The organism is Streptomyces litchfieldiae (assembly GCF_031845365.1).
In the GTDB taxonomy this organism is placed as follows: domain Bacteria; phylum Actinomycetota; class Actinomycetes; order Streptomycetales; family Streptomycetaceae; genus Streptomyces; species Streptomyces litchfieldiae.
The window spans coordinates 17,958-38,673 of the sequence record NZ_JAVREL010000015.1 but is presented as its reverse complement, the minus strand read 5'-3'; the positions used below and the strand labels follow the sequence as shown (position 1 = coordinate 38,673).

Annotated in this window: 20 protein-coding genes and 5 tRNA genes; 17 read left to right on the top strand and 8 right to left on the bottom strand. The window is 73.8% G+C overall.

Going from position 1 to position 20,716, the window contains the following annotated elements; translation table 11 throughout:
- Window positions 1–335 precede the first annotated feature (335 nt).
- The 8 genes from RM590_RS23820 (at window position 336) to RM590_RS23785 (ending at window position 10,166) form a co-directional block, all read left to right on the top strand.
- On the top strand, window positions 336–1,388 hold the full coding sequence (locus RM590_RS23820; RefSeq protein WP_311706733.1) for a methionine ABC transporter ATP-binding protein: 1,053 nt from the start codon (window positions 336–338) through the stop codon (window positions 1,386–1,388).
- Entirely contained in the window at window positions 1,388–2,059 is a 672-nt protein-coding gene (locus RM590_RS23815) for a methionine ABC transporter permease (RefSeq protein WP_311706732.1), read from the top strand. Before RM590_RS23820 ends, RM590_RS23815 begins: the two co-directional genes overlap by 1 nt.
- Before the next feature lie 84 nt (window positions 2,060–2,143).
- On the top strand, window positions 2,144–3,031 hold the full coding sequence (locus tag RM590_RS23810; RefSeq protein ID WP_311706731.1) for a MetQ/NlpA family ABC transporter substrate-binding protein: 888 nt from the start codon (window positions 2,144–2,146) through the stop codon (window positions 3,029–3,031).
- Between the two features lie 104 nt (window positions 3,032–3,135).
- A complete protein-coding gene (locus tag RM590_RS23805; RefSeq protein WP_311706730.1) occupies window positions 3,136–3,747 on the top strand; it encodes a GNAT family N-acetyltransferase in 612 nt (203 codons plus the stop codon).
- A gap of 47 nt (window positions 3,748–3,794) precedes the next feature.
- A complete protein-coding gene (gene cbiE / locus RM590_RS23800) occupies window positions 3,795–5,039 on the top strand; it encodes a precorrin-6y C5,15-methyltransferase (decarboxylating) subunit CbiE (RefSeq protein WP_311706729.1) in 1,245 nt (414 codons plus the stop codon).
- A gap of 159 nt (window positions 5,040–5,198) precedes the next feature.
- Window positions 5,199–8,084, top strand: a complete 2,886-nt coding sequence (gene cobT, locus RM590_RS23795) for a nicotinate-nucleotide--dimethylbenzimidazole phosphoribosyltransferase (protein ID WP_311706728.1) — start codon at window positions 5,199–5,201, stop codon at window positions 8,082–8,084.
- 73 nt (window positions 8,085–8,157) lie between these two features.
- On the top strand, window positions 8,158–9,363 hold the full coding sequence (gene cobA / locus RM590_RS23790; RefSeq protein WP_311706727.1) for a uroporphyrinogen-III C-methyltransferase: 1,206 nt from the start codon (window positions 8,158–8,160) through the stop codon (window positions 9,361–9,363).
- Window positions 9,360–10,166 (top strand): TrmH family RNA methyltransferase, encoded by an 807-nt coding sequence (locus RM590_RS23785; RefSeq protein WP_311706726.1) that lies wholly within the window; start codon window positions 9,360–9,362, stop codon window positions 10,164–10,166. The genes cobA and RM590_RS23785 overlap by 4 nt, the downstream gene beginning before the upstream one ends.
- A gap of 11 nt (window positions 10,167–10,177) precedes the next feature.
- Here the strand turns inward: RM590_RS23785 and RM590_RS23780 are convergent, their stop codons facing one another.
- Window positions 10,178–11,236 carry a serine/threonine-protein kinase gene (locus RM590_RS23780; protein WP_311706725.1) on the bottom strand — a complete coding sequence of 353 codons (1,059 nt, stop codon included), beginning with the start codon at window positions 11,234–11,236 and terminating at the stop codon, window positions 10,178–10,180.
- 323 nt (window positions 11,237–11,559) lie between these two features.
- Here RM590_RS23780 and RM590_RS23775 point away from each other — a divergent pair, with 323 nt between their 5' ends.
- Window positions 11,560–11,724 (top strand): hypothetical protein, encoded by a 165-nt coding sequence (locus tag RM590_RS23775; protein WP_311706724.1) that lies wholly within the window; start codon window positions 11,560–11,562, stop codon window positions 11,722–11,724.
- A 174-nt stretch (window positions 11,725–11,898) separates the two neighbouring features.
- Here RM590_RS23775 and RM590_RS23770 read toward each other — a convergent pair.
- The 4 genes from RM590_RS23770 to RM590_RS23755 all read right to left on the bottom strand — a co-directional run bounded on the left by RM590_RS23770 (window position 11,899) and on the right by RM590_RS23755 (window position 12,253).
- Window positions 11,899–11,973 (bottom strand) — tRNA-Val (locus tag RM590_RS23770).
- Between the two features lie 41 nt (window positions 11,974–12,014).
- Window positions 12,015–12,086, bottom strand: a tRNA-Val gene (locus RM590_RS23765).
- Between the two features lies 1 nt (window position 12,087).
- A tRNA-Cys gene (locus RM590_RS23760) sits at window positions 12,088–12,158 on the bottom strand.
- A 22-nt stretch (window positions 12,159–12,180) separates the two neighbouring features.
- Window positions 12,181–12,253 (bottom strand) — tRNA-Gly (locus tag RM590_RS23755).
- Window positions 12,254–12,365: 112 nt separating this feature from the next.
- Here RM590_RS23755 and RM590_RS23750 point away from each other — a divergent pair.
- Genes RM590_RS23750 through RM590_RS23740 form a run of 3 tightly spaced genes read left to right on the top strand, consistent with a single transcriptional unit; the run spans window position 12,366 to window position 15,142 of the window.
- Complete coding sequence (locus RM590_RS23750; RefSeq protein WP_311706723.1) at window positions 12,366–13,442, top strand: chorismate-binding protein; 1,077 nt, start codon at window positions 12,366–12,368, stop codon at window positions 13,440–13,442.
- Window positions 13,417–14,241 carry an aminotransferase class IV gene (locus RM590_RS23745; protein ID WP_311706722.1) on the top strand — a complete coding sequence of 275 codons (825 nt, stop codon included), beginning with the start codon at window positions 13,417–13,419 and terminating at the stop codon, window positions 14,239–14,241. Before RM590_RS23750 ends, RM590_RS23745 begins: the two co-directional genes overlap by 26 nt.
- 55 nt (window positions 14,242–14,296) lie before the next feature.
- Complete coding sequence (locus tag RM590_RS23740; RefSeq protein ID WP_311706721.1) at window positions 14,297–15,142, top strand: GNAT family N-acetyltransferase; 846 nt, start codon at window positions 14,297–14,299, stop codon at window positions 15,140–15,142.
- Here RM590_RS23740 and RM590_RS23735 read toward each other — a convergent pair.
- A complete protein-coding gene (locus RM590_RS23735) occupies window positions 15,124–15,642 on the bottom strand; it encodes a DsbA family protein (RefSeq protein WP_311706720.1) in 519 nt (172 codons plus the stop codon). The genes RM590_RS23740 and RM590_RS23735 overlap by 19 nt on opposite strands.
- A gap of 105 nt (window positions 15,643–15,747) precedes the next feature.
- On the opposite strand from RM590_RS23735, the gene RM590_RS23730 reads away from it, so the two are divergent.
- Window positions 15,748–16,131, top strand: a complete 384-nt coding sequence (locus RM590_RS23730; protein WP_311706719.1) for a hypothetical protein — start codon at window positions 15,748–15,750, stop codon at window positions 16,129–16,131.
- Window positions 16,132–16,247: 116 nt separating this feature from the next.
- The gene (locus tag RM590_RS23725) at window positions 16,248–16,457 is read left to right on the top strand and encodes a hypothetical protein (RefSeq protein ID WP_394813962.1); all 210 of its coding nucleotides are present in this window, start codon (window positions 16,248–16,250) and stop codon (window positions 16,455–16,457) included.
- A gap of 32 nt (window positions 16,458–16,489) precedes the next feature.
- Here RM590_RS23725 and RM590_RS23720 read toward each other — a convergent pair whose 3' ends face one another.
- Window positions 16,490–17,044, bottom strand: coding sequence for a CGNR zinc finger domain-containing protein (locus RM590_RS23720; RefSeq protein WP_311706718.1), 555 nt, complete (start codon window positions 17,042–17,044; stop codon window positions 16,490–16,492).
- Between the two features lie 164 nt (window positions 17,045–17,208).
- Window positions 17,209–17,622, bottom strand: coding sequence for an SsgA family sporulation/cell division regulator (locus RM590_RS23715; RefSeq protein ID WP_003959770.1), 414 nt, complete (start codon window positions 17,620–17,622; stop codon window positions 17,209–17,211).
- Between the two features lie 160 nt (window positions 17,623–17,782).
- Between RM590_RS23715 and RM590_RS23710 the strand changes: the two genes are divergently transcribed.
- The 3 genes from RM590_RS23710 (at window position 17,783) to thrS (ending at window position 20,672) form a co-directional block, all read left to right on the top strand.
- Window positions 17,783–18,250, top strand: coding sequence for an SRPBCC family protein (locus RM590_RS23710; protein WP_311706716.1), 468 nt, complete (start codon window positions 17,783–17,785; stop codon window positions 18,248–18,250).
- A gap of 43 nt (window positions 18,251–18,293) precedes the next feature.
- A tRNA-Val gene (locus RM590_RS23705) sits at window positions 18,294–18,365 on the top strand.
- Window positions 18,366–18,692: 327 nt separating this feature from the next.
- Window positions 18,693–20,672 carry a threonine--tRNA ligase gene (gene thrS / locus RM590_RS23700; protein ID WP_311706715.1) on the top strand — a complete coding sequence of 660 codons (1,980 nt, stop codon included), beginning with the start codon at window positions 18,693–18,695 and terminating at the stop codon, window positions 20,670–20,672.
- Window positions 20,673–20,716 lie beyond the last annotated feature (44 nt).

The window sequence follows — 20,716 nt, the reverse complement described above, 5'->3', positions numbered from 1 at the left end:
CACATGATCCCGTTCCCGGCGTACCGCGGTCGGAACGTCTGATTTACTTGTGCTCATGACCACGACGAGCATCCGTTTCCGGACGACCGAGGCAGCCGTCATGCCCGGTGCTCGTTGTCTGTGTCGAATGTGTGACGGCTGAGGGCCCCCGCCCGAGCAGCTCGCGCCCCGAAGCGACACGGCCGGCCACGGTCCCGGGCGCCCCCGACCGGGGGACGCGCCCGCCCCCGCCCGGCGCTCACGCTCTTCCCGTTCGCGTACACCAGGACGTTCACCGTGCTCCGAAGGCGTCGCCCACCCACGCCCCTTCGGCACCCGACAGTGACGGAAAGCCAGTGATCACCACTTCGGACCTGACGAAGGTCTACCGTTCGCGCGGCCGCGAGGTCACCGCGCTCGACGGCGTCAGCCTCCACGTCCGCCCGGGCGAGGTCTACGGCGTCATCGGCCGCAGCGGAGCGGGGAAGTCCACGCTGATCCGCTGCCTCAACCTGCTGGAGCGCCCCACCTCCGGCACGGTGACCGTCGACGGGCAGGACCTGACGGCCCTCGCCGGCTCCGGCAACCGCGCCCCCCGCCCGCTCCGGCTGGCGCGCAGCGGCATCGGCATGATCTTTCAGCACTTCAACCTGCTGTCCTCCCGCACCGTCCAGGGCAACGTCGAACTGCCGCTGGAGATCCTCGGCCTCTCCCGCCGCGACCGCGCCCGCAAGGCGCTGGAGCTGCTGGACCTCGTCGGCCTCGCCGACAAGGCCGGCGTCTACCCCGCCCGGCTCTCCGGCGGCCAGAAGCAGCGCGTCGGCATCGCCCGCGCGCTGGCCGGTGACCCCAAGGTGCTGCTGTCCGACGAGGCCACCTCCGCCCTGGACCCGGAGACCACCCGCTCCGTGCTGTCGCTGCTGCGCGACCTCAACGAGCAGCTCGGCCTCACCGTGCTGCTGATCACGCACGAGATGGACGTCGTCAAGGCCGTCTGCGACTCCGCCGCGCTCATGGAGAAGGGCCGGATCGTCGAGTCCGGCGCCGTCTCCGACCTGCTGGCCACCCCCGGCTCCCGGCTGGCCCGCGAGCTGTTCCCGGTGGGCGGCGACCTGTCGGCCGGCGACCGGACCGTCGTCGACATCACCTTCCACGGCGAGTCCACCGGCCGCCCGGTGATCTCCCGCCTCTCCCGCGCCTACGACGTCGACGTCTCCATCCTCGGCGCCGCCATGGACACCGTGGGCGGCCGGCAGGTCGGCCGGATGCGCATCGAACTGCCCGGCCGCGCCGAGGACAACGTGGTCCCCATCGGCTTCCTGCGCGAGCAGGGCCTCACCGTCGAGCTGCCGGGCGACCCGCCGGCCGGCCGCGCCGACGTCGTCGAGCTGAGCGGGGAGGGCGCCTGATGACCTGGGACGAGATGCGGCCCCTGCTGGAGCAGGGCACCATCGACACGCTGTACATGGTCGGCTGGTCCACGTTCTACGCCGTGCTCGGCGGCCTGCCGATCGGCGTGCTGCTGGTCCTCACCGACCGCGGCGGCCCGCTGGCCAACGTCGTGCTCAACAAGGCCCTCGGCATCATCGTGAACATCGGCCGCTCGCTGCCGTTCATCATCATGATGGTCGCGCTGATCCCGTTCACGCGCTTCGTCGTGGGCACCGCCGTCGGCCCCACCGCCGCGATCGTGCCGCTGGCCATCGGCGCCATCCCGTTCTTCGCCCGGCTGGTGGAGACGGCCGTCCGCGAGGTCGACCACGGCCTGGTGGAGGCCGTTCACGCCATGGGCGGCGGCACCTGGACCGTGGTCCTCAAGGTGCTGCTGCCGCAGTCCCTGCCGTCCCTGGTCGCCGGGCTGACCACCACCGTCATCGCCCTCGTCGGCTACTCGGCGATGGCCGGCGCGGTCGGCGGCGGGGGCCTGGGCACCCTCGCCCTCACGTACGGATACCAGCGCTTCGAGGACGGCTTCATGCTCGTCACCGTCGCCGTCCTCATCGTCCTCGTGACGGCCGTCCAGCTCCTGGGCGACGGCATCGTCCGCCTCATCCACCGCCGCGAGCGCGCCTCCACCTGACCGGCGCGCGCCGCCCCCCGACCACCCGGGACACCACTCCGGGCCACCAAGAAACACGCGTCATTCAGCGAAAGGGCACTTTTCGTGCGTACTCCCCTCAAGACCAGCGCCGTCCTCGCGGCCACCGCCGCCCTCGCTCTCGGGCTCACCGCCTGCGGCACCGACTCCGACCCGGACTCCGGCGGCTCGGGTGACTCCGGCGGCTCCGGTGGGGCCGCCGACGAGACCAGCGTCAGCGAGCCCCTGAGCGTCGCCGCCAACCCCGTCCCGCACGCCGCGATCCTCCAGTACGTCCAGGACAACCTGGCCGAGGAGGCCGGCATCGAGCTGGACATCCGCGAGTTCACCGACTACGTGCTCCCCAACACGGCCGTGGACAGCGGTGAGGTGGACGCCAACTTCTTCCAGCACAAGCCCTACCTGGACGACTTCAACGCCAACCAGGGCACCGACATCGTGCCGGTCGTCAACGTCCACCTGGAGCCGCTGGGCCTGTACTCCAACGAGCTGGCCGGCGCCGACGAGCTGGGCGAGGGCGACTCCATCGCGGTGCCCAACGACGCCACCAACGAGGGCCGCGCCCTCAGGCTCCTGGCCGACAACGGCGTGATCGAGCTCGCGGAGGGCGTCGGTGCCAACGCGACCCTCGCGGACATCACCGAGGACAACGGCATCTCCTTCGAGGAACTGGAGGCCGCCACCCTCCCGCGCGCCCTGGAGGACTTCGACGCCGCCGTCATCAACGGCAACTACGCGATCGAGGCCGACCTCGCGCCCGCCGAGGACGCCCTGGTCCTGGAGAGCGCCGAGGACAACCCCTACGCCAACTTCCTGGCGGTCAAGGCCGGCAACGAGGACGACCCCCGCGTGGAGATCCTCGCCGAGCTGCTGAACTCCGACGGAGTCAAGCAGTTCATCGAGGACACCTACGAGGGCTCGATCGTCCCCGCCTTCGGCGCGCCCCTCTCCTGACACCCGCCGCGCCGGGCTCCCGGCCACCCGCCCGGGGCCCGGCGCGGCGCGGCGGACGCCGATACTGCATGCTGTCCCCTCAGACTTCAGGCAGGGAGCGGCGCATGACACCCACCTTCCCCGACATCTCCATCAGTACCGACCGGCTGGTGCTGCGCCCGTTCGAGGAAGCGGACATCCCCGAACTCACCGCGATGATGAGTGACGAGCTCACCGCGACCTGGACCTCCGCCCCCGTCCCGTACACGGCCGCCGAGGCCCGGGACTGGATCACCCGCCGGGCCCCCGCCGAACGGGCCGAGGGCCGCGGCATCGTCCTGGCCGTCCACGAACTGCTCACCCACCGGCTGGTCGGCAGCGTCCACCTGCGCAACACCAACTGGCGCGCCCTCGCCACCGAGGTCGGCTACGTCGTCGCGCCCTGGGCCAGGGGCGAGGGCTACGCGGCCGAGTCCGTGCTGGCCGTCGCGCAATGGCTCTTCCAGGACCAGAAGTTCGAACGCCTGGAGCTGCGCACCGCGGCTGGCAACACCGCCTCCCAGCAGGTCGCCCAGAAGATCGGCTGCCTGAGCGAGGGCGTTCTGCGCAACGCGCTGATAGTGCGCTCCCGCACCGAGGACGGCGGCTGGACCGACATCCGCACCGATCTCATCGTCTGGGGCCTGCTCCCGGAGGACCTGGAGGACGCCCCCGGCCCCGGATACCGCGCAGGGTAGGCTCTTCGCCGTCCCCGACCTGCGACGACTCCAGGAGCGCCCCGACCATGGCCGACCGCGTCACCGTGATCGGATGGGACGGCTCCCCGCTGGACCCGGCCGCCCGCGCCGCCCTCCAGGCGGCCACGCTGGTGGCCGGTGCCCCCCGGCACCTGGACCTGCCCGAGGTCCCCTCCCACGCCGAACGCGTCCAGCTCGGCAGCGTGGCCCTCGCCGCCCGCCGCATCGCCGCCCACCGCGGCTCCGCCGTGGTGCTCGCCGACGGCGACCCCGGCTTCTTCGGCGTCGTCCGCGCGCTGCGCGACCCCGCCCACGGCCTGGAGGTGGAGGTCGTCCCGGCCGTGTCCGCCGTCGCCGCGGCCTTCGCCCGCGCGGGCATGCCCTGGGACGACGCCCGCGTCGTCGTGGCCAACCGGCGCACCCTGCGCCGCGCGGTGAACGTCTGCCGCGCCCATCCCAAGGTCGCCGTCCTCACCTCGCCCGGCGCCGGCCCCGCCGAGATCGCGCTGCTGCTCGGCCAGGTCCACCGCACCTTCGTCATCTGCGAATCGCTGGGCACCGACCGGGAACGGGTCTCCGTCCTCACCTCCGACACCGTCTCCCAGCACCGCTGGAGCGACCCCAACCTGGTGATCGTGATAGGGAGCAGCGGGTCCGCCCACCCCGGCGACAGCAGTTGGCTGGCCGGCCTCGACCCCGGCGGCGCCCACCAGCCGCGCGGCTTCGGCCTCGACGCCGCCGCCTACGCCCCGGACGTTCCCGACCCCGGCGCGGACGCCGCCGCCCCCGGCCGCGACCGCCGGCTGCGCGCCCTGCAACTGGCCGTCCTCGGCCCCTCCGTCGGCGACCTGATGTGGGACGTGGGCAGCGGCGGCGGGCTGGCCGCCGTGGAGGCCGCGCGGCTGGGCTCGGCGGTGATCGCCGTCGATCGCGACGCCCGGGCCTGCGCCCGCGCCGAGACCATCGCTCGCCACGCCGGCGTGCAGGTCCACGTCGTGCACGGCGTGGCGCCGCAGGTGCTGGAGGATCTGCCCGAGCCCGATGTGATCCGCGTCGGCGGCGGCGGCCACCGCACCCTCGTGGCCTGTGCGGACCGCCGCCCGCAGCGCATCGTCACGCACGCCATGACGCGGGATCAGGCCGAGTCCGCGGGGCGGGTGCTGGCCGGTGCCGGGTACGCGGTGGAGTGCACGCTCCTCCAGTCCGTCGAACTGGAGACGCGCGACTGGTCCGAACGAGGCCGCACCGTTGTCTTTCTGCTCGTCGGCAGCCGGTTGCCGACGGCGCAGTGACAAACCGGGACCATCCCGGACCACTCGCGCACACCCCTGAACGAGGTCGGCCGTCATCCCGGGTAGGCTGATGGATCGTTGTGCCGTCAGCCGGACTCGATGATTCGTCCATCAATGTCCGGGGTTGGAAGGAGCACGTGCGATGGGCGAGGTGGACGCATGACGGACACCGGCCGGATCCCGGAGGGGGGACAGCCGGAGCAGGCCGGCGGACAGCCGGACCAGCTCCCGCAGCAGCCGGGCACACCGGCTCCCGCGGCCTATCCCTTCCCCGCCCAGCCCGAGGAGGTCGGCGACGCCGAGGGCGAGGAGGAGGATCTGCTGATGCCTCCCGCGAGCGGCGCCTGGGGCGACGGCGCGGCCGCGCCCCGGCCGCCGGTGCCCGCCCAGCCGGGCGTGGTCCGGCCCCTCGCACCCCGTCCCGTCGCCCCGGCGCCGGGTGCGCACCCCACCGAGCCGGAGTATCTGGACGTCCCGGGCGAGCACACCGCTCCGGCGCTCACCACCGGCCCCGCGGCGGAGGGCCCCGCCACGCCCGCCGGGGGAGTTCCCGCACCGGCCCAGCCGGCTCCGGCCGCAGCCGCCGCGCCAACACCCGCCGCGCCCGAGGCGGTTCCCGCGCCCGAGGCGGTTCCCGCGCCCGAGCCCGTTCCCGCGCCCGAGCCCGTTCCGGTTCCGGCTCCCGAGGCCGCCGCTCAGCCCGGCTCCCCGGCCGGCGGACCCGCCGCCGAGGCGGCCCCCGCCGCGCCTGCCCAGCCGGTCCCGGCGGCGCTGCCCACCCCGCCCGGCGCCTGGCAGCCGGTGGCCCCGCAGCCCGGCGAGGCCCCACAGCCCGCCGCGGCTCAGCCGGCCGGGCCGCAGCCCGCGGAGCCGACCCCCGCCGCGGCGGCCCCCGTTGAGCCCGCGCCCGCCGAGGCAACGCCCGCCGCGGCGGCCCCCGTTGAGCCCGCGCCCGCCGAGTCGGCGCCCGTGGAGCCAACACCCGCCGAGGCAGCGCCCGTTGAGACCCCGGCGGCGGAGCCCGCCGCCTCCGAGCCGGCCGAGCCCGTGGCTGCCCGGGCCGCCGCCCCCGAGGCCGCGTCGGTCCAGCAGCCCGCGCCCGCCCCGGCACCGCAGCCGGCCCCCGTCGTCCCGGCCCCCCGCAACGCCGCCGCCCCGGCCGCCCCTCAGGCGCCCCGGGCCCCGCAGCCCGGCGAGGCCGCCCAGCCGACCCAGCCGGAGCCGAACGGGCCGGCCCCGGCCGCCGAACAGCCCGCCCCGGCCCCCGAGCCGGCCCAGCCCGTGGCCGCCGGGCCCGCCGCCGCGCCGGGCCCGCCCGCCCCCGGCTACCCGGAGCCCGAACGCGACGCCGTGCACCGGCTGATGCGCGAACGGCGCGACATCCGCAACGGCTTCCGCTCCGACCCCATCCCGCACGACGTGCTGCTGCGCGTCCTGCAAGCCGCGCACACCGCGCCCAGCGTCGGCCTCTCCCAGCCCTGGGACTTCGTGATCATCCGCTCCCAGGAGACCCGGCAGAAGGTCCACGAGCTGGCCGTCGCGCAGCGCGAGGCATACGCCAAGTCGCTGCCCAAGGCCCGCGCCAAGCAGTTCAGGGAGCTGAAGGTCGAGGCCATCCTCGACACCCCGGTCAACATCGTGGTCACCGCCGACCCCACCCGCGGCGGCCGGCACACCCTCGGCCGGCTCACCCAGCCGCAGATGGCGCCGTACTCCTCCGCCCTCGCCGTGGAGAACCTGTGGCTGGCCGCCCGCGCCGAGGGCCTGGGCGTCGGCTGGGTCAGCTTCTTCGACGAGCGCGAACTGGTCCGCACCCTCGGCCTGCCCGAGCACCTGGAGATCGTCGCCTACCTCTGCGTCGGCTACGTCGACGCGTTCCCCGGCGAGCCCGAACTGGCCCAGCAGGGCTGGTCCCAGCGCCGCCCGCTGTCCTGGGTGGTCCACGACGAGACGTACGGCCGCCGCGCCCTGCCCGGCGCCGAGCCGCACGACCTGCTCAGCGAGACCCTCGCCGAGATCCGCCCGCTGGACGCCCAGGCGCTCGGCGAGGCGTGGGAGCGGCAGAAGCGGATGACCAAGCCCGCCGGCGCGCTGGGCGCCCTGGAGGTCATCTCCGCCCAGTTGTGCGGCCTGTCCCGCAGTTGCCCGCCGCCCGTGCCCGAGCCGGCGGCCGTCGCGGTCTTCGCCGGCGACCACGGCGTGCACGCCCAGGGCGTCACGCCCTGGCCCCAGGAGGTCACCGGCCAGATGGTGGCCAATTTCCTGGCCGGGGGAGCGGTGTGCAACGCGTTCGCCGCCCAGGTCGGCGCCGAGGTCTGCGTCATCGACGTCGGCGTCCGGGGCGAACTGCCCAGCACCCCCGGCCTGTTGCCGCGCAAGATCCGGCCCGGCACCGGCGACATCACCGCCGGGCCCGCGATGAGCCGCGAGGAGGCGCTGCGCGCCGTCGAGGTGGGCATCGAGACCGCGCGCGACCTGGTGGCCGCGGGCAACCGCGCCCTGCTCACCGGCGAGATGGGCATCGCCAACACCACCGTCTCCGCGGCGCTCGTCGCCGTCTTCACCGACGCCGAGCCCGCCGAGGTCACCGGCCGCGGTACCGGCATCGACGACGAGACGCACGCCAGGAAGGTCGACGTGGTCCGCCGCGCCCTGCAACGGCACGAGCCGGACCCCACCGACCCCATCGGGGTGCTGGCCGCCGTCGGCGGCCTGGAGCACGCCGCGCTCACCGGGCTGATCCTCGGCGGCGCCTCGCTGCGCGTCCCGGTCATCCTCGACGGCGTCAGCGCGGGCGCCGCGGCCCTGGCCGCCCGCGCCATCGCGCCCGAGGCGGTCTCCGTGTGCATCGCCGGCCACCGCAGCGCCGAGCCGGGCCATCTGGCCGCGCTCACCGCGCTGGGCCTGCGCCCGCTGGTGGACCTGGACCTGCGCCTGGGCGAGGGCACCGGTGCGCTGCTGGCCCTGCCCGTGGTGCAGAGCGCGGCCCGCGCGATGCGCGAGGTGGCCACCTTCGACTCGGCCGGGGTCACCGACAAGAATTAAGGTGAGGCACGGCCAGGGGCTCCCAGGGGCGCCCGGCCGGTCCGTTCCGCCTCGCGAGGAGCCCGCACCACCCATGCCCGAGAATCCCGCATACCCCGTCGGCCTGCGCCTGACCGGCCGCCGTGTCCTCGTGCTCGGCGGCGGCACGGTCGCCCAGCGGCGGCTGCCCGCCCTGCTCGCCGCCGGCGCCGACGTCCGGCTGGTCGCCCCGGCGGTCACCCCCTCCGTCCAGGCCATGGCCGACGCGGGCGAACTGCGCTGGGAGCGCCGGGGTTACCGCCCCGGCGACATCGAGGGCGCCTGGTACGTCCTGATCGCCACCGACGATCCGGCCGTCAACGCCGCCGCCTCCGCCGAGGCCGAGGAGCGTCGGGTGTGGTGCGTCCGCAGCGACGACGCCGAGGCGGCGACCGCCTGGACCCCGGCCACCGGCCGGAGCGACGGCGTCACGGTCGCCGTGCTCACCGGCCGCGACCCGCGCCGTTCCGCCGCCGTCCGGGACGCCGTCGTCGAGGGCCTGCGCGACGGTACCATCGGCGCGCCCCGGCACCGGGGCCGCGCCCCGGGCGTCGCCCTCGTCGGCGGCGGGCCCGGCGACCCCGACCTGATCACCGTGCGCGGCCGGCGGCTGCTCGCCCAGGCCGACGTGGTGATCGCCGACCGCCTCGGCCCGCGCGACCTCCTGGACGAACTGCCGCCGCACGTCGAGGTCATCGACGCCGCCAAGATCCCCTACGGCCGCGGCATGGCCCAGGAGGCGATCAACGAGGCGCTGATCGAGCACGCCAAGGCCGGCCGGTTCGTGGTGCGGCTCAAGGGCGGCGACCCGTTCGTCTTCGGCCGCGGCAAGGAGGAGGCCGAGGCGCTGGCCGAGGCGGGCATCCCCGTCACCGTGGTGCCCGGTGTCACCAGCGCGATCAGCGTCCCCGGCACCGCCGGCATCCCCGTCACCCACCGGGGGGTGGCACACGAGTTCACGGTGGTCAGCGGGCATGTGGCGCCCGACGACCCGCGCTCCCTGGTGGACTGGCCGGCGCTGGCCGCCCTGCGCGGCACGCTGGTGCTGCTCATGGCCGTGGAGCGCATGGCCGACATCGCCGCCACCCTCATCCTGCACGGCCGCCCGGCCGCGACCCCGGCCGCCGTCATCCAGGAGGGCACCACCGCCGCGCAGCGCCGCGTCGACGCGACCCTGGACACGGTCGCCGACCGCATCGCGGAGGAGGGGATCCGGCCCCCCGCCGTCATCGTTCTCGGGGACGTGGTGACGGCAGGGTGACCGACGTCGTTCCGCTCACCGATCCCGCCGATCCCCGGCTGGCCGACTACACCGCGCTGACCGATGTCGCGCTGCGGCGGCGGCGCGAGCCGGCCGAGGGCCTGTTCATGGCCGAGGGCGAGAAGGTCATCCGCCGCGCCCTGCACGCCGGTTACCCGATGCGGTCCATGCTGCTCACCCCGCGCTGGGCCGAGACGATGCGCGACGTCGTGGACAGCGCCACCGCGCCCGTCTACCTGGTCGACCCCGAGCTGGCCGAGCGACTCACCGGCTACCACGTGCACCGCGGCGCGCTGGCCTCCATGGGCCGCCTCCCGCTGCCCGAGCCGGGCGAACTGCTGGCGGGCGCCCGCCGGTTGGCCGTTCTGGAGGCGGTCAACGACCACACCAACGTGGGTGCCGTCTTCCGCTGCGCCGCTGCCCTCGGCATGGACGCGGTGCTGCTGTCCCCGGACTGCGCCGACCCGCTCTACCGCCGCTCGGTGAAGGTCTCCATGGGCGCGGTCTTCTCACTGCCCTACGCCCGCCTGACGCACTGGCCGCGCGGCCTGGCGGAGGTGCGCGAGGCGGGCTTCCGGCTGTTCGCGCTCACCCCCGACGCGGCCGCCCGCGACATCCGAGACGCGGTCCGGGAGAGCGCCGGGTCCCGCACGGCCCTGCTGCTGGGCGCGGAGGGCGACGGACTGACCCCGCGCGCCCTGGCCGCTGCCGACGACCGGGTGCGCATCCCGATGTCGCACGGGATCGACTCGCTGAACGTGGCCGCCGCCGCGGCCGTGGCGTTCTACGCGCTGACGACCTGACCCTCCCGGCGTCAGACCGGCCCCTGACAGCCTTGCGCGGCCGCGATGCCCAGCGCCACCAGCAGCGTCACCGTCACAAAGACGATCAGCCGCTGGCGCAGCAGCCGCCGGTCCGCCGCCCGGCGCGCCCCCGACCGCGGGCGCTGCTGCCGCGCGCCGCCGCGCGCCGGGCCCGCTCCCGCCGGCCGCCGGGGGCCCGGCGGCCGGGCCGGGGCGGCGGCCGGCCGGGACGCCGACGGGCCGAGGCCCCGCGCCTCCCGCGCGGCGATCTCCTTCAGCCGCAGCGAGAGCTGGAGCGTACTGGGCCGTTCCTGCGGCGACTTCGCCAGGCACGCGCGCAGCAGCGGCGCCAGCGCGGCGGGCACGCCGCGCAGTTGCGGCTCCTCGTGCACCACGCGGTACAGCATCACCTCGGAACTGCCCTGCCCGAACGGCGAGTCGCCCAGCGTCGCGTACGCCAGCGTGGCGCCGAGCGAGAAGACGTCCGAGGCGGGCGTGACGGGCTGCCCGCGCACCTGCTCGGGCGCCAGGAACCCGGGCGAGCCCACCGCCGTCCCCACGTGCGTCAGCGTGCTGGCCCCGGTCGACCAGGCGATGCCGAAGTCGATGATGCGCGGGCCCTTGGGCGAGAGCAGGATGTTGGACGGCTTCAGGTCGCGGTGCACCACCCCGGCCTCGTGCACGGCGACCAGGCCCTCGGCGAGCGCGGCGCCCACGGCGGCCGTCTCGGCGGCCGACAGCGGGCCGCTCTCCGCGACCTTGTCGTGCAGCGAGGGCCCCGGCACGTACTGAGTGGCGAACCACGGCCGGGTGGCGTCGAGATCGGCCGCGACCAGCCGGGCGGTGCAGCCGCCCCGGATCCGCCGCGCGGCGGAGACCTCCCGGGCGAACCGCGAGCGGAACTCCTGGTCCTCGGCGAGATCCGGCCTGATGACCTTGAGCGCGACCCGCTGCCCGCGCCGGTCGGAGCCCAGGTACACGACCCCCATCCCGCCGGCGCCCAGTCGTCGATGGAGCTTGAACGTCCCGACGACTCGCGGATCCTCGCGCCGGAGCCGCATCATCGCCATGTCTACCTCGCTGCCCGGTGCTTGTGATGGGCCACAGCTTACGGAAGGTGTGGCCCGAGCACCGATAAGGCCGCGCGCACACGCGTTTTCGAGGGAAACGATCTTTCCCTTGGGGGAAACCCCTGGCTTCCCTGCACGCGTATCCACCCTGGGGAGTAGCCGGGCGGCACCTCTCTCATCCTGCGGGAGGCCCCCAGGTCAGTACGCGGGACTGACGTCATGGGACACGGCGTGCACCTAGTGTTTACCTCAAGCGGCGGGCGCAGTACTCGTCCCCCGAGGTCACCCGCCCGCCGCCCCAACACGACGACAGGAGGGGAGAGATGGCACGCACAGCAGTGCGGTCCGGCAGCGACCGGGCCGACCGTCACCCACTGGTGGCGGCGGCCATGGTGCTGCCGCTGGCCATCGCCCTGGCCGTCGTCATCGGCGGCGTGGAAGCCGTCGTGACACAGGCGTCGTCCGTGGCCGGCATGCTGGGGCGCTGAGCGGCGCCCCAGGCCCGGGAGAGCGGCCCGGGTCGGGGACACCGGCCGACAACCCCGTGGGGACGGGGGTGAGGCGGACGGCCAATGGGCCCGGGCAGCTGGGGAGCTGCCCGGGCACCGCGCTGGAAGGGATGAACAAGGGCCGGAGAGCTGCTGCTCTCCGGCCCTCGTTCATGGTGCGCGATACTGGGATTGAACCAGTGACCTCTTCCGTGTCAGGGAAGCGCTCTCCCGCTGAGCTAATCGCGCGGGTCCCTGGCCGAAGCCGGGGCGGGTCCTGACGGACCCCGTGGACGATACTGGGATTGAACCAGTGACCTCTTCCGTGTCAGGGAAGCGCTCTCCCGCTGAGCTAATCGTCCGAGGTGGAGACGGGATTTGAACCCGTGTAGACGGCTTTGCAGGCCGTTGCCTCGCCTCTCGGCCACTCCACCGGATGGGGGCGGGCCCCCTTCGAGCGGACGACGAGACTCGAACTCGCGACCCCCACCTTGGCAAGGTGGTGCTCTACCAACTGAGCTACGTCCGCAATTGTTGTCTCCGTTGCCACTTCCGTGCCCCGGGGACGTCATGAACTCTAGCGGATCCGCGGACAAGCTCAAACTTCGTATCCCCGTGCTCCGCCGCCTAGAATCGCACACGTGCACGACATCGCTCCGTTTGCCCGCCTCGGCGGTTTTCTCGCCACCGGGCTGTGCGACGTCACCCGCGATCCGGAGGCCCTGGACTCCACCGGGTGGTGGGCGGTGGTGGCGGGTTACGAGGGGCCGCCGGTGTGCGCGCGCTTCGCCGATGTCCGGCCCGCGCCGCCGCCCGGGGCCGCCGCGGGGCGCTGGCGCGGGCCCACCCCCGAGGAGTGGACCAGTTCGCTGGACCGCGCCGGGTATCTCGCCGGGGTGCGGCGCATCCGGGAGCACATCGCGGCGGGCGAGGTCTACCAGGTCAACCTGTGCCGGGTGCTGACCGCCCCGCTGCCCGGGCCCGCCGACATCGAGGCGCTGAGCGCGGTGCTCGCCGCCGGCAACCCTGCGCCCTACGCCGGCGCCGTGCGGCTGCCCGCGCACGGCGTCGAGGTCGCCACCGCGTCCCCCGAGCTGTTCCTGCGGCGCCGGGGCCGCGCCGTCGCCTCCGGCCCGATCAAGGGCACCGCGCCCACGGCGGAGGCGATGCTGGCCAAGGACCGCGCCGAGAACGTCATGATCGTCGATCTCGTGCGCAACGACCTCGGCCGGGTCTGCGTCCCCGGCTCGGTCGCCGTCCCGGGACTGTGCGTCATCGAGTCCCACCCGGGCCTGGTCCACCTGGTCTCCACGGTCACCGGCGAGCTGGCGCCCGGCGCCGGCTGGCCCGAGCTGCTGGCCGGCACGTTCCCGCCCGGCTCGGTGACCGGCGCGCCGAAGTCGAGCGCGCTGCGCATCATCGACGCCCTGGAGCCGGCGCGGCGCGGCCCCTACTGCGGCGCCGTCGGCTGGGTCGACGCCGACCGCCGCCTCGGTGAACTGGCCGTCGCCATCCGCACGTTCTGGATCGACCGGACGGCCGGGCGGCCGGTGCTGCGCTTCGGCACCGGCGCCGGGATCACCTGGGACTCCGACCCGGCGGGCGAATGGGCCGAGACCGAGCTGAAGGCGGCCCGGCTCGTCGGGGTAGCGTCTACGGGAGGGCTGCCGAGCGGCACGGGAAGGAAGCGACATGGCGCTGATCTGGCTGGACGGTGAGCTGCGGGACGCCGACAGCGCGCGGGTCTCGGTCTTCGACCACGGACTGACCGTCGGCGACGGGGTGTTCGAGACACTGAAGACGAAGAACGGCCGCGCGTTCGCGATGAGCCGGCACCTGGACCGGCTCGCGGCCTCCGCCGCCGGGCTCGGCCTGCCCGAGCCGGACCGCGACGAGGTACGCCGCGCCTGCGCCGCCGTACTGGAGGCCGTGCCGCTGCCCCTGGGGCGGCTGCGCGTCACCTACACCGGCGGCCTCGCCCCGCTCGGCTCCGACCGCGGCGACGCCCGGCCCACCCTCGTCGTCGCGCACGCGGAGACCACCCGCCGCCCGGACACCACCGCCGTCATCACCGTGCCCTGGACCCGCAACGAACGCGGCGCGCTGGCCGGGCTGAAGACGACGTCCTACGCGGAGAACGTGATCGCGCTCGCCCGGGCCCGCCAGCAGGCCGCCTCCGAGGCCCTGTTCGCGAACACCGCGGGCGCGCTCTGCGAGGGGACCGGCACCAACGTGTTCGTCGTCATCGACGGCGAGCTGCACACCCCGCCGCTGTCCGCCGGCTGCCTGGCCGGCATCACCCGCGCCCTGGTCATCGAATGGACCGGGGCCCGGGAGACCGAGCTGCCGATGGACTGCCTGCGCACGGCGGACGAGGTCTTCCTCACCTCCAGCACCCGCGACGTGCAGGCCGTCCGCCGGGTCGACGACCGCGAACTCCCGGGCGCCCCCGGGCCGGTGACGAACAAGGCGCTGCGCGTCTTCCGCGAGCGCGCCGCCGCGGACATCGACCCCTGAGACCGACCGCGGCCGACGGGCGGGACCGGGCCCCGGCGTGGGTAGAGAGTGGGCGATGACCACCACACTGCGCCCGAGCGGGCCCGAGGAGACAGCGGCCGACGGCGGCCGGATCCGCGCCTTCGACGTCCGGGTCAACGGCCGCCGCGCCGGTGTCCTGCGGCTCGCCGTATCCGCGCCGCGGGCCGGCGGGCCGGAGGGCCGGATCACGCATCTGGAGATCGACGAGGCGGACCGCCGCCGCGGCCGGGCGACCGTCGCCGCGCTGGCCGCCGAGGAGCTGCTGCGCGCGGAGGGGTGCCGCGAGGTCACCGCGTCCGTGCCCGCCACGGCCGGCGGCGCGCTCGCCCTGGCGGCCTCGCTCGGCTACACCGAACGCGGCCGGATCCTGGCCAAGCGGCTGCCGGACCGGCCGCCGCCGCTGGCCCCCGGCCACGTCGTCCGCGCCGTGACCGACGCCGAGTACCCGGCGTGGCTGGCGGCCGAACGGGCCCGCTCCACGCGCGTCCTCATCGATCTCGGGCTGCCGCCGGAGGCCGCCGCCGAACGGGCCGAGGCGTCCTGCGCGCGGCTGCTGCCCCGGGGACCCGCCACCGAGGGCGCCGCGCTGCGCGTCCTCGCCCACGACGGGGTGGACGTCGGTACCCTCTGGCTCTCCACTGCCCGGGACGCGATACCCGACCCGGCGGACGCGTACGTCTTCTCGGCGTTCGTCTACGAGGGGCACCGGGGGCGCGGGCACGGCCGCGCCCTGATGCGGGAGGCCGAGCGCCTGACCCGGGCCGCCGGGGGCGAGCTGCTGAAGCTCAACGTCTTCACGGACAACACCCCGGCGCTGCGCCTCTACGCGTCACTCGGCTACGCGGTGGGCACGCAGCATCTTTACAAGTCGCTCGGCTGAGCGAGCACGGACTCGGCGATCTCGGCGACGCGCTCCCGCAGTCCCTCCTGGCTCTTCCCGCCGTCGAGTCGTGTCCCGCCGATCACATAGGTCGGCGTGCCGGTGACGCCCAGCGCCTGCCCCTCCGCGTGGTCGGCGTCCACCATCAGCATGTGCCGCCCGTCGATCAGCGCGGTGTCCACCTCGTCGGCGTCCAGGCCCAGCTCCCGGGCGACGTCGAGCAGCACCGGGGTGCCCCGTTCGCCCAGTTCGGCGGTGCGGGCCAGCAGCGCGGTCCAGTACGCGTCGCCCCGGCCCTGGGCATACGCCTCCTCGGCGGCCTGGGCGGCGGCCAGCGCGTGCGCGTGGCCGGCGAGCGGGAAGTGGCGGCGCCGGATCTCCAGCGCCGGGCCGAAGCGTTCCGCCAGGGCCCGCAGGTCGGTCTCGGCCCGGTGGCAGTCGGGGCACTGGAGGTCGCACCACACGTCCAGCACGGCACGGCGGCCGGTCGTCTCGTTCATGCCGACAGTCTTCCACCCGGGGGGACTCCGGGACGCACCCCGAAAAGTCCCTGATCCCCGCTCCTGGCCATGGCCCCGCGGGCCGGGAAGCGGCAGGATGGAAAGATGTTGATTGGCACCGCCTGTACCCTTCTATCCGCCGCGGGCCTGGGCGTGGCCTTCTGGGTGGCGCGCCGTCGCCGGTACGCGCTGGCCCTGCGCGTCGCCGCCGTGGCGCTGCTCCCCGTCGGCCTGGCCATGACGGGCGTGGTGCGTTTCGTTGTCAATATGACCTTCAACCCGGTGGCCTGGGCGGGCTTCGGCGTGCTGGCGTGCGCCGTGCTGCTCTTCCTCTCGGGCCGGCTCGCCGAGGGCCGTGGCCGCGGCGCCCCGGCCGCGCGGGCGGGGGAGACCGGGACGGCCCGTTCGCTGCCGCGCCCGAGCCGCGGGGGCGGCGCGGCGGACGACTTCTCGGACATCGAGGCCATCCTCAAGAAGCACGGCATCTGACCCGGCGGGGTGTCGCTGAAGCGGCTCGACATTCAGTGCATCGCCGGGCAAAAAAGACGTGTTGATCGCGGAGCGCCGTGCCGCTGCGCCATGATCGCCGCGACATGGCGCACATCATCAGGGAGCAGGCTCCCGACATCACCAGCGATATCACCGGCGACACCACCAGCCGGCCGCGGCCGGCCCGCCCGCGGGAACACCCGACCGCCGGACCGGAGGGCCGCGGCTGTCTGTTCGCCCTGTCCCAGCCGCCGCTGATGCTCTTCCTGACGGTCATCGGCGCGCTGCTGCTCATCGCGGGGGTGCATGATCGCTTCCTGTTGTGACCTCGGGCCCTCGCGACGGGCCGCGGCCGCGCTCAGGACTGCCGCTGCCGGGCCCGATAGGCGGCGACGTGCAGCCGGTTGCCGCAGGTGCGGTTGGAGCAGTATCGGCGGGAGCGGTTGCGGGAGAGGTCGACGAACGCGCGCCCGCAGCCGGGGGCGGCGCAGCGGCGCAGCCGCCTCCGTTCGCCGGCCACCACGATGAAGGCCAGGGCCATCCCGCAGTCCGCCGCCAGATGGTCGGCGACCGAGGCGCCCGGCGCGAAGTAGTGGACGTGCCAGTCGTGGCCGTCGTGGTCCGTGAGCTGCGGGGTGGTGCCGGCCGCCGCGACCAGCGCGTTGATCCGCTCGGCCGCCGCGCGGTCGGAGGGCGCGGCGAAGATGTCGGCGAAGCTCTCGCGCAGCTCGCGCACGGCCTTCAGGTCGCGCTCGCCCAGCGCGTCGATCCGCACGTCGCTGATGTCGTGGGCGGCCACGTACGCGCGCAGCCCGGCCACATCGGCGAGGGCGTCGGGAGAGCCGCCTGCGGCGGTGTTCAGCAGGCCGACGACGTGGTCGAGCGCGCACCGCGTGTCGTGGTTGATCAGCACCGGGGGCTCCGCGGGTCCGCGACGGTCAGGATGACGCGACTCTAACCGCTGCCGCACACGGCGGCGCCGCCGCGGGGGGAACCGCGGCGGCGCCGTCTCGTGTGGTCATCGCCGGTCCCGCGCCGTCGCCCCGAGTTCAGACGGCGCGAAGAACCGGCGGGTCTCTAACTCTCCGCCAGAATGTGCGAGAGTTCCGTATCGAGGTCGAAGTGCCGGTGTTCCGTGCCCGGTGGCACGGCGGCGTCGGTGCGCTTCAGGAACGATTCCAGGGCCCGGGCCGGGGCCTCCAGCAGGGCCTCGCCCTCGGGCGAACTGAGGGCGATACAGACAACTCCCTGACCGTGGCTCCGGGAGGGCCACACCCGGACATCGCCGGTGCCCGTTGGTCGGTGCAGTCCTTCGGCGAGGAGGTCGCGGGCGAAAACCCATTCGACGGTTTCTTCGGCTCCGGTGTGAAATGTGGCGTGTACGGCGTAGGGGTCCGCCGTGTCATACCGCAGCCCCGCGGGTACAGGTAGTGAGGACTCGCTCGATACGACGAGGCGCAGGTGCAGCTCGCAGCTGACCGTGGTGTTCATAAGCGCCAGGGCCTTTCGCTCAGTGTGCGCTCGGGGATTCGCACGTCGGCGAAATCGAGATGCCACGTACTCGCCGGTTGTAAACCCCTCTGCCCTAATTGTGGCCTTTAACATCATTCCAATGGGCGAGTGCTGATATGCGCCATAGCAGAGGAACGGGATGAAGGACAGCCGGGCGAGCCGATTCCGATTTCACGGCGACTGGGAAGTAGCTGCCCCGCCGCCCGCCGTCTATGCCGTCCTGAACCGCCCCGAGGACTATCCGCGGTGGTGGCCCCAGGTTCGCGAGGTGGTCCGCACCGGACCCGACACCGGGCACTGCCGCTTCCGCTCCTTCCTGCCCTTCGACCTCCACGTCACGGTGCGCGCCACCCGGCGCGAGCCGGCGGCCGGCGTGCTGGAGATCGCGCTCTCCGGCGATCTCGACGGCTGGCTGCGCTGGACGCTGATCCCGCTGGAGGGCGGTACGCGGGTGCGCCACGAGCAGGACACCGCGCTCCGCAAGCCGCTGCTGCGCCGGCTCGCGCCCGTCGCGCGGCCCGCGTTCGCCGCCAACCACGCGGTGATGATGCGCGCCGGACACCGAGGTCTGCGCGCGTGGTTGGGAGTTCATTTGGATGACGGGTGACCCGCACTGTATGGTTCTACCCGTGCCGCAGGGCACACACCCCGGGTGATTAGCTCAGCGGGAGAGCGCTTCGTTCACACCGAAGAGGTCACTGGTTCGATCCCAGTATCACCCACCGGGTCGAGGGTGAAGTGTGTCCGCAGGAAGCGCGGACCACTTCGCCCTCGTTGTTTTTGCTCGGCTTCGCCTCGCGTGGCGGGGGCTTCGCCACCCGCGCCCCCGGGGTGGGGTGTGTCCGCAGGAAGTGTGGACCACTTCGCCCTCGTTGTTTTTGCTCGGCTTCGCCTCGCGTGGCGGGGGCTTCGCCACCCGCGCCCCCGGGGTCGCCGTCGGGGTGGGCGGGGCGGCCGCTTACCGCTTCGCGGTCAACGCCGGGCGCTCGGTACGATGCGGACTGCGCAGCGCTGGCTGCCTTCGCCCATCGACGAGTCAGGAGAGACCGGTGTCAGACGTCCGTGTGACCCTCAAACGCGATTCCGAGCGGGAAGAACGCGTGGTGGTCACGGGCACTACGGCCGCCGCGCTCTTCGAGGGCGAGCGCTCCGTCGTCGCGGCCCGCGTCGGCGGGCAGTTGAAGGACCTCGCGTACGAGCCGGCCAACGGCGACGTGATCGAGCCGGTCGACATCACCTCGCCCGACGGCCTGGACATCCTGCGCCACTCCACCGCGCACGTCATGGCGCAGGCCGTGCAGGAGCTGTTCCCCGAGGCGAGGCTGGGCATCGGCCCGCCCGTCCGGGACGGCTTCTACTACGACTTCGACGTCGCCCGGCCCTTCCACCCCGAGGACCTCGGGCGCATCGAGAAGCGCATGCAGCAGATCCAGAAGCAGGGCCAGCGCTTCGCCCGCCGGGTGGTGAGCGAGGAGGAGGCGCGCCAGGAGCTGGCCGACGAGCCCTACAAGCTGGAGCTGATCGGGCTCAAGGGCGCCGCCGCCGAGTCCGCCGAGGGGGCCGGTGCCGAGGTCGGCGCCGGCGAGCTCACCATCTACGACAACATCGACGCCAGGACCGGCGAGCTGTGCTGGAAGGACCTGTGCCGCGGCCCGCACCTGCCCAGCACCCGGCTCATCCCCGCGTTCAAGCTGATGCGCACCGCCGCCGCCTACTGGCGGGGCAGCGAGCGCAACCCGCAGCTCCAGCGCATCTACGGCACCGCCTGGCCCACCAAGGACCAGCTCAAGGCGCACCTGGAGTTCCTGGCCGAGGCCGAGCGGCGCGACCACCGCAAGCTGGGCGCCGAGCTGGACCTGTTCTCCATCCCGGAGGAGCTGGGCTCGGGCCTGGCCGTCTTCCACCCGCGCGGTGGCGTCATCCGACGGGTCATGGAGGACTACTCGCGCCGCCGGCACGAGGAGTCGGGGTACGAATTCGTCAACACCCCGCACATCACCAAGGCGAACCTTTTCGAGACCTCGGGCCATCTCCCGCACTACGCCGAGTCGATGTTCCCCCCCATGGAATTCGAGGGGCAGGACTATTACCTCAAGGCGATGAACTGTCCCATGCACAACCTGATTTTCCGGGCGCGTGGGCGGTCCTACCGGGAATTGCCGCTGCGGATGTTCGAGTTCGGCACGGTCTACCGGTACGAGAAGTCCGGCGTGGTGCACGGCCTCACCCGTACTCGTGGGTTCACCGTGGACGACTCGCACATCTACTGCACCAGGGAGCAGATGGCGGGCGAGCTCGACAGCTTGCTCACCTTCGTGCTCAATCTGCTGCGCGACTACGGGCTCAGCGAGTTCTACCTGGAGCTGTCCACCCGTGGCGAATCCGAGAAGTTCATCGGCGAGCCCGAGGAGTGGGCGGAGGCCACCGAGACGCTGCGCCAGGCCGCCGACAAGCAGGGCCTGGAGCTCGTCATGGACCCGGGCGGCGCGGCGTACTACGGCCCGAAGATCTCCGTCCAGGCGCGGGACGCCATCGGCCGCACCTGGCAAATGTCCACCATCCAGGTCGACTTCCAGCAGCCGAAGCGATTCGAGCTGGAATACACCGCGGCGGACGGCTCCCGGCAGCGGCCGGTGATGATCCACCGCGCGCTGTTCGGCTCCATCGAGCGGTTCTTCGCGGTGCTGCTGGAGCACTACGCGGGCGGCTTCCCGCCGTGGCTGGCGCCCGTGCAGGCCATCGGCATCCCCATCGGCGACTCCCACGTGCCGTATCTGGAGGAGTTCGCCGCCGAGGCGAAGGCCGCCGGGCTGCGGATGGAGGTGGACTCGTCCGCCGACCGCATGCAGAAGAAGATTCGCAACGCGCAGAAGCAGAAGGTCCCGTTCATGGTCATCGCCGGTGACGACGATGTCGCGAACGGCGCGGTGAGCTTCCGCTACCGCGACGGCTCCCAGAAGAACGGCATTCCGCGCCCCGAGGCGCTGCGCGAGATCGCCGACGCCGTCGCGAACCGCGTGCAGGTCTGACGGCCGCCGGACCCCGGGGCGACCGGCCCCGGGGCCCGCGACCA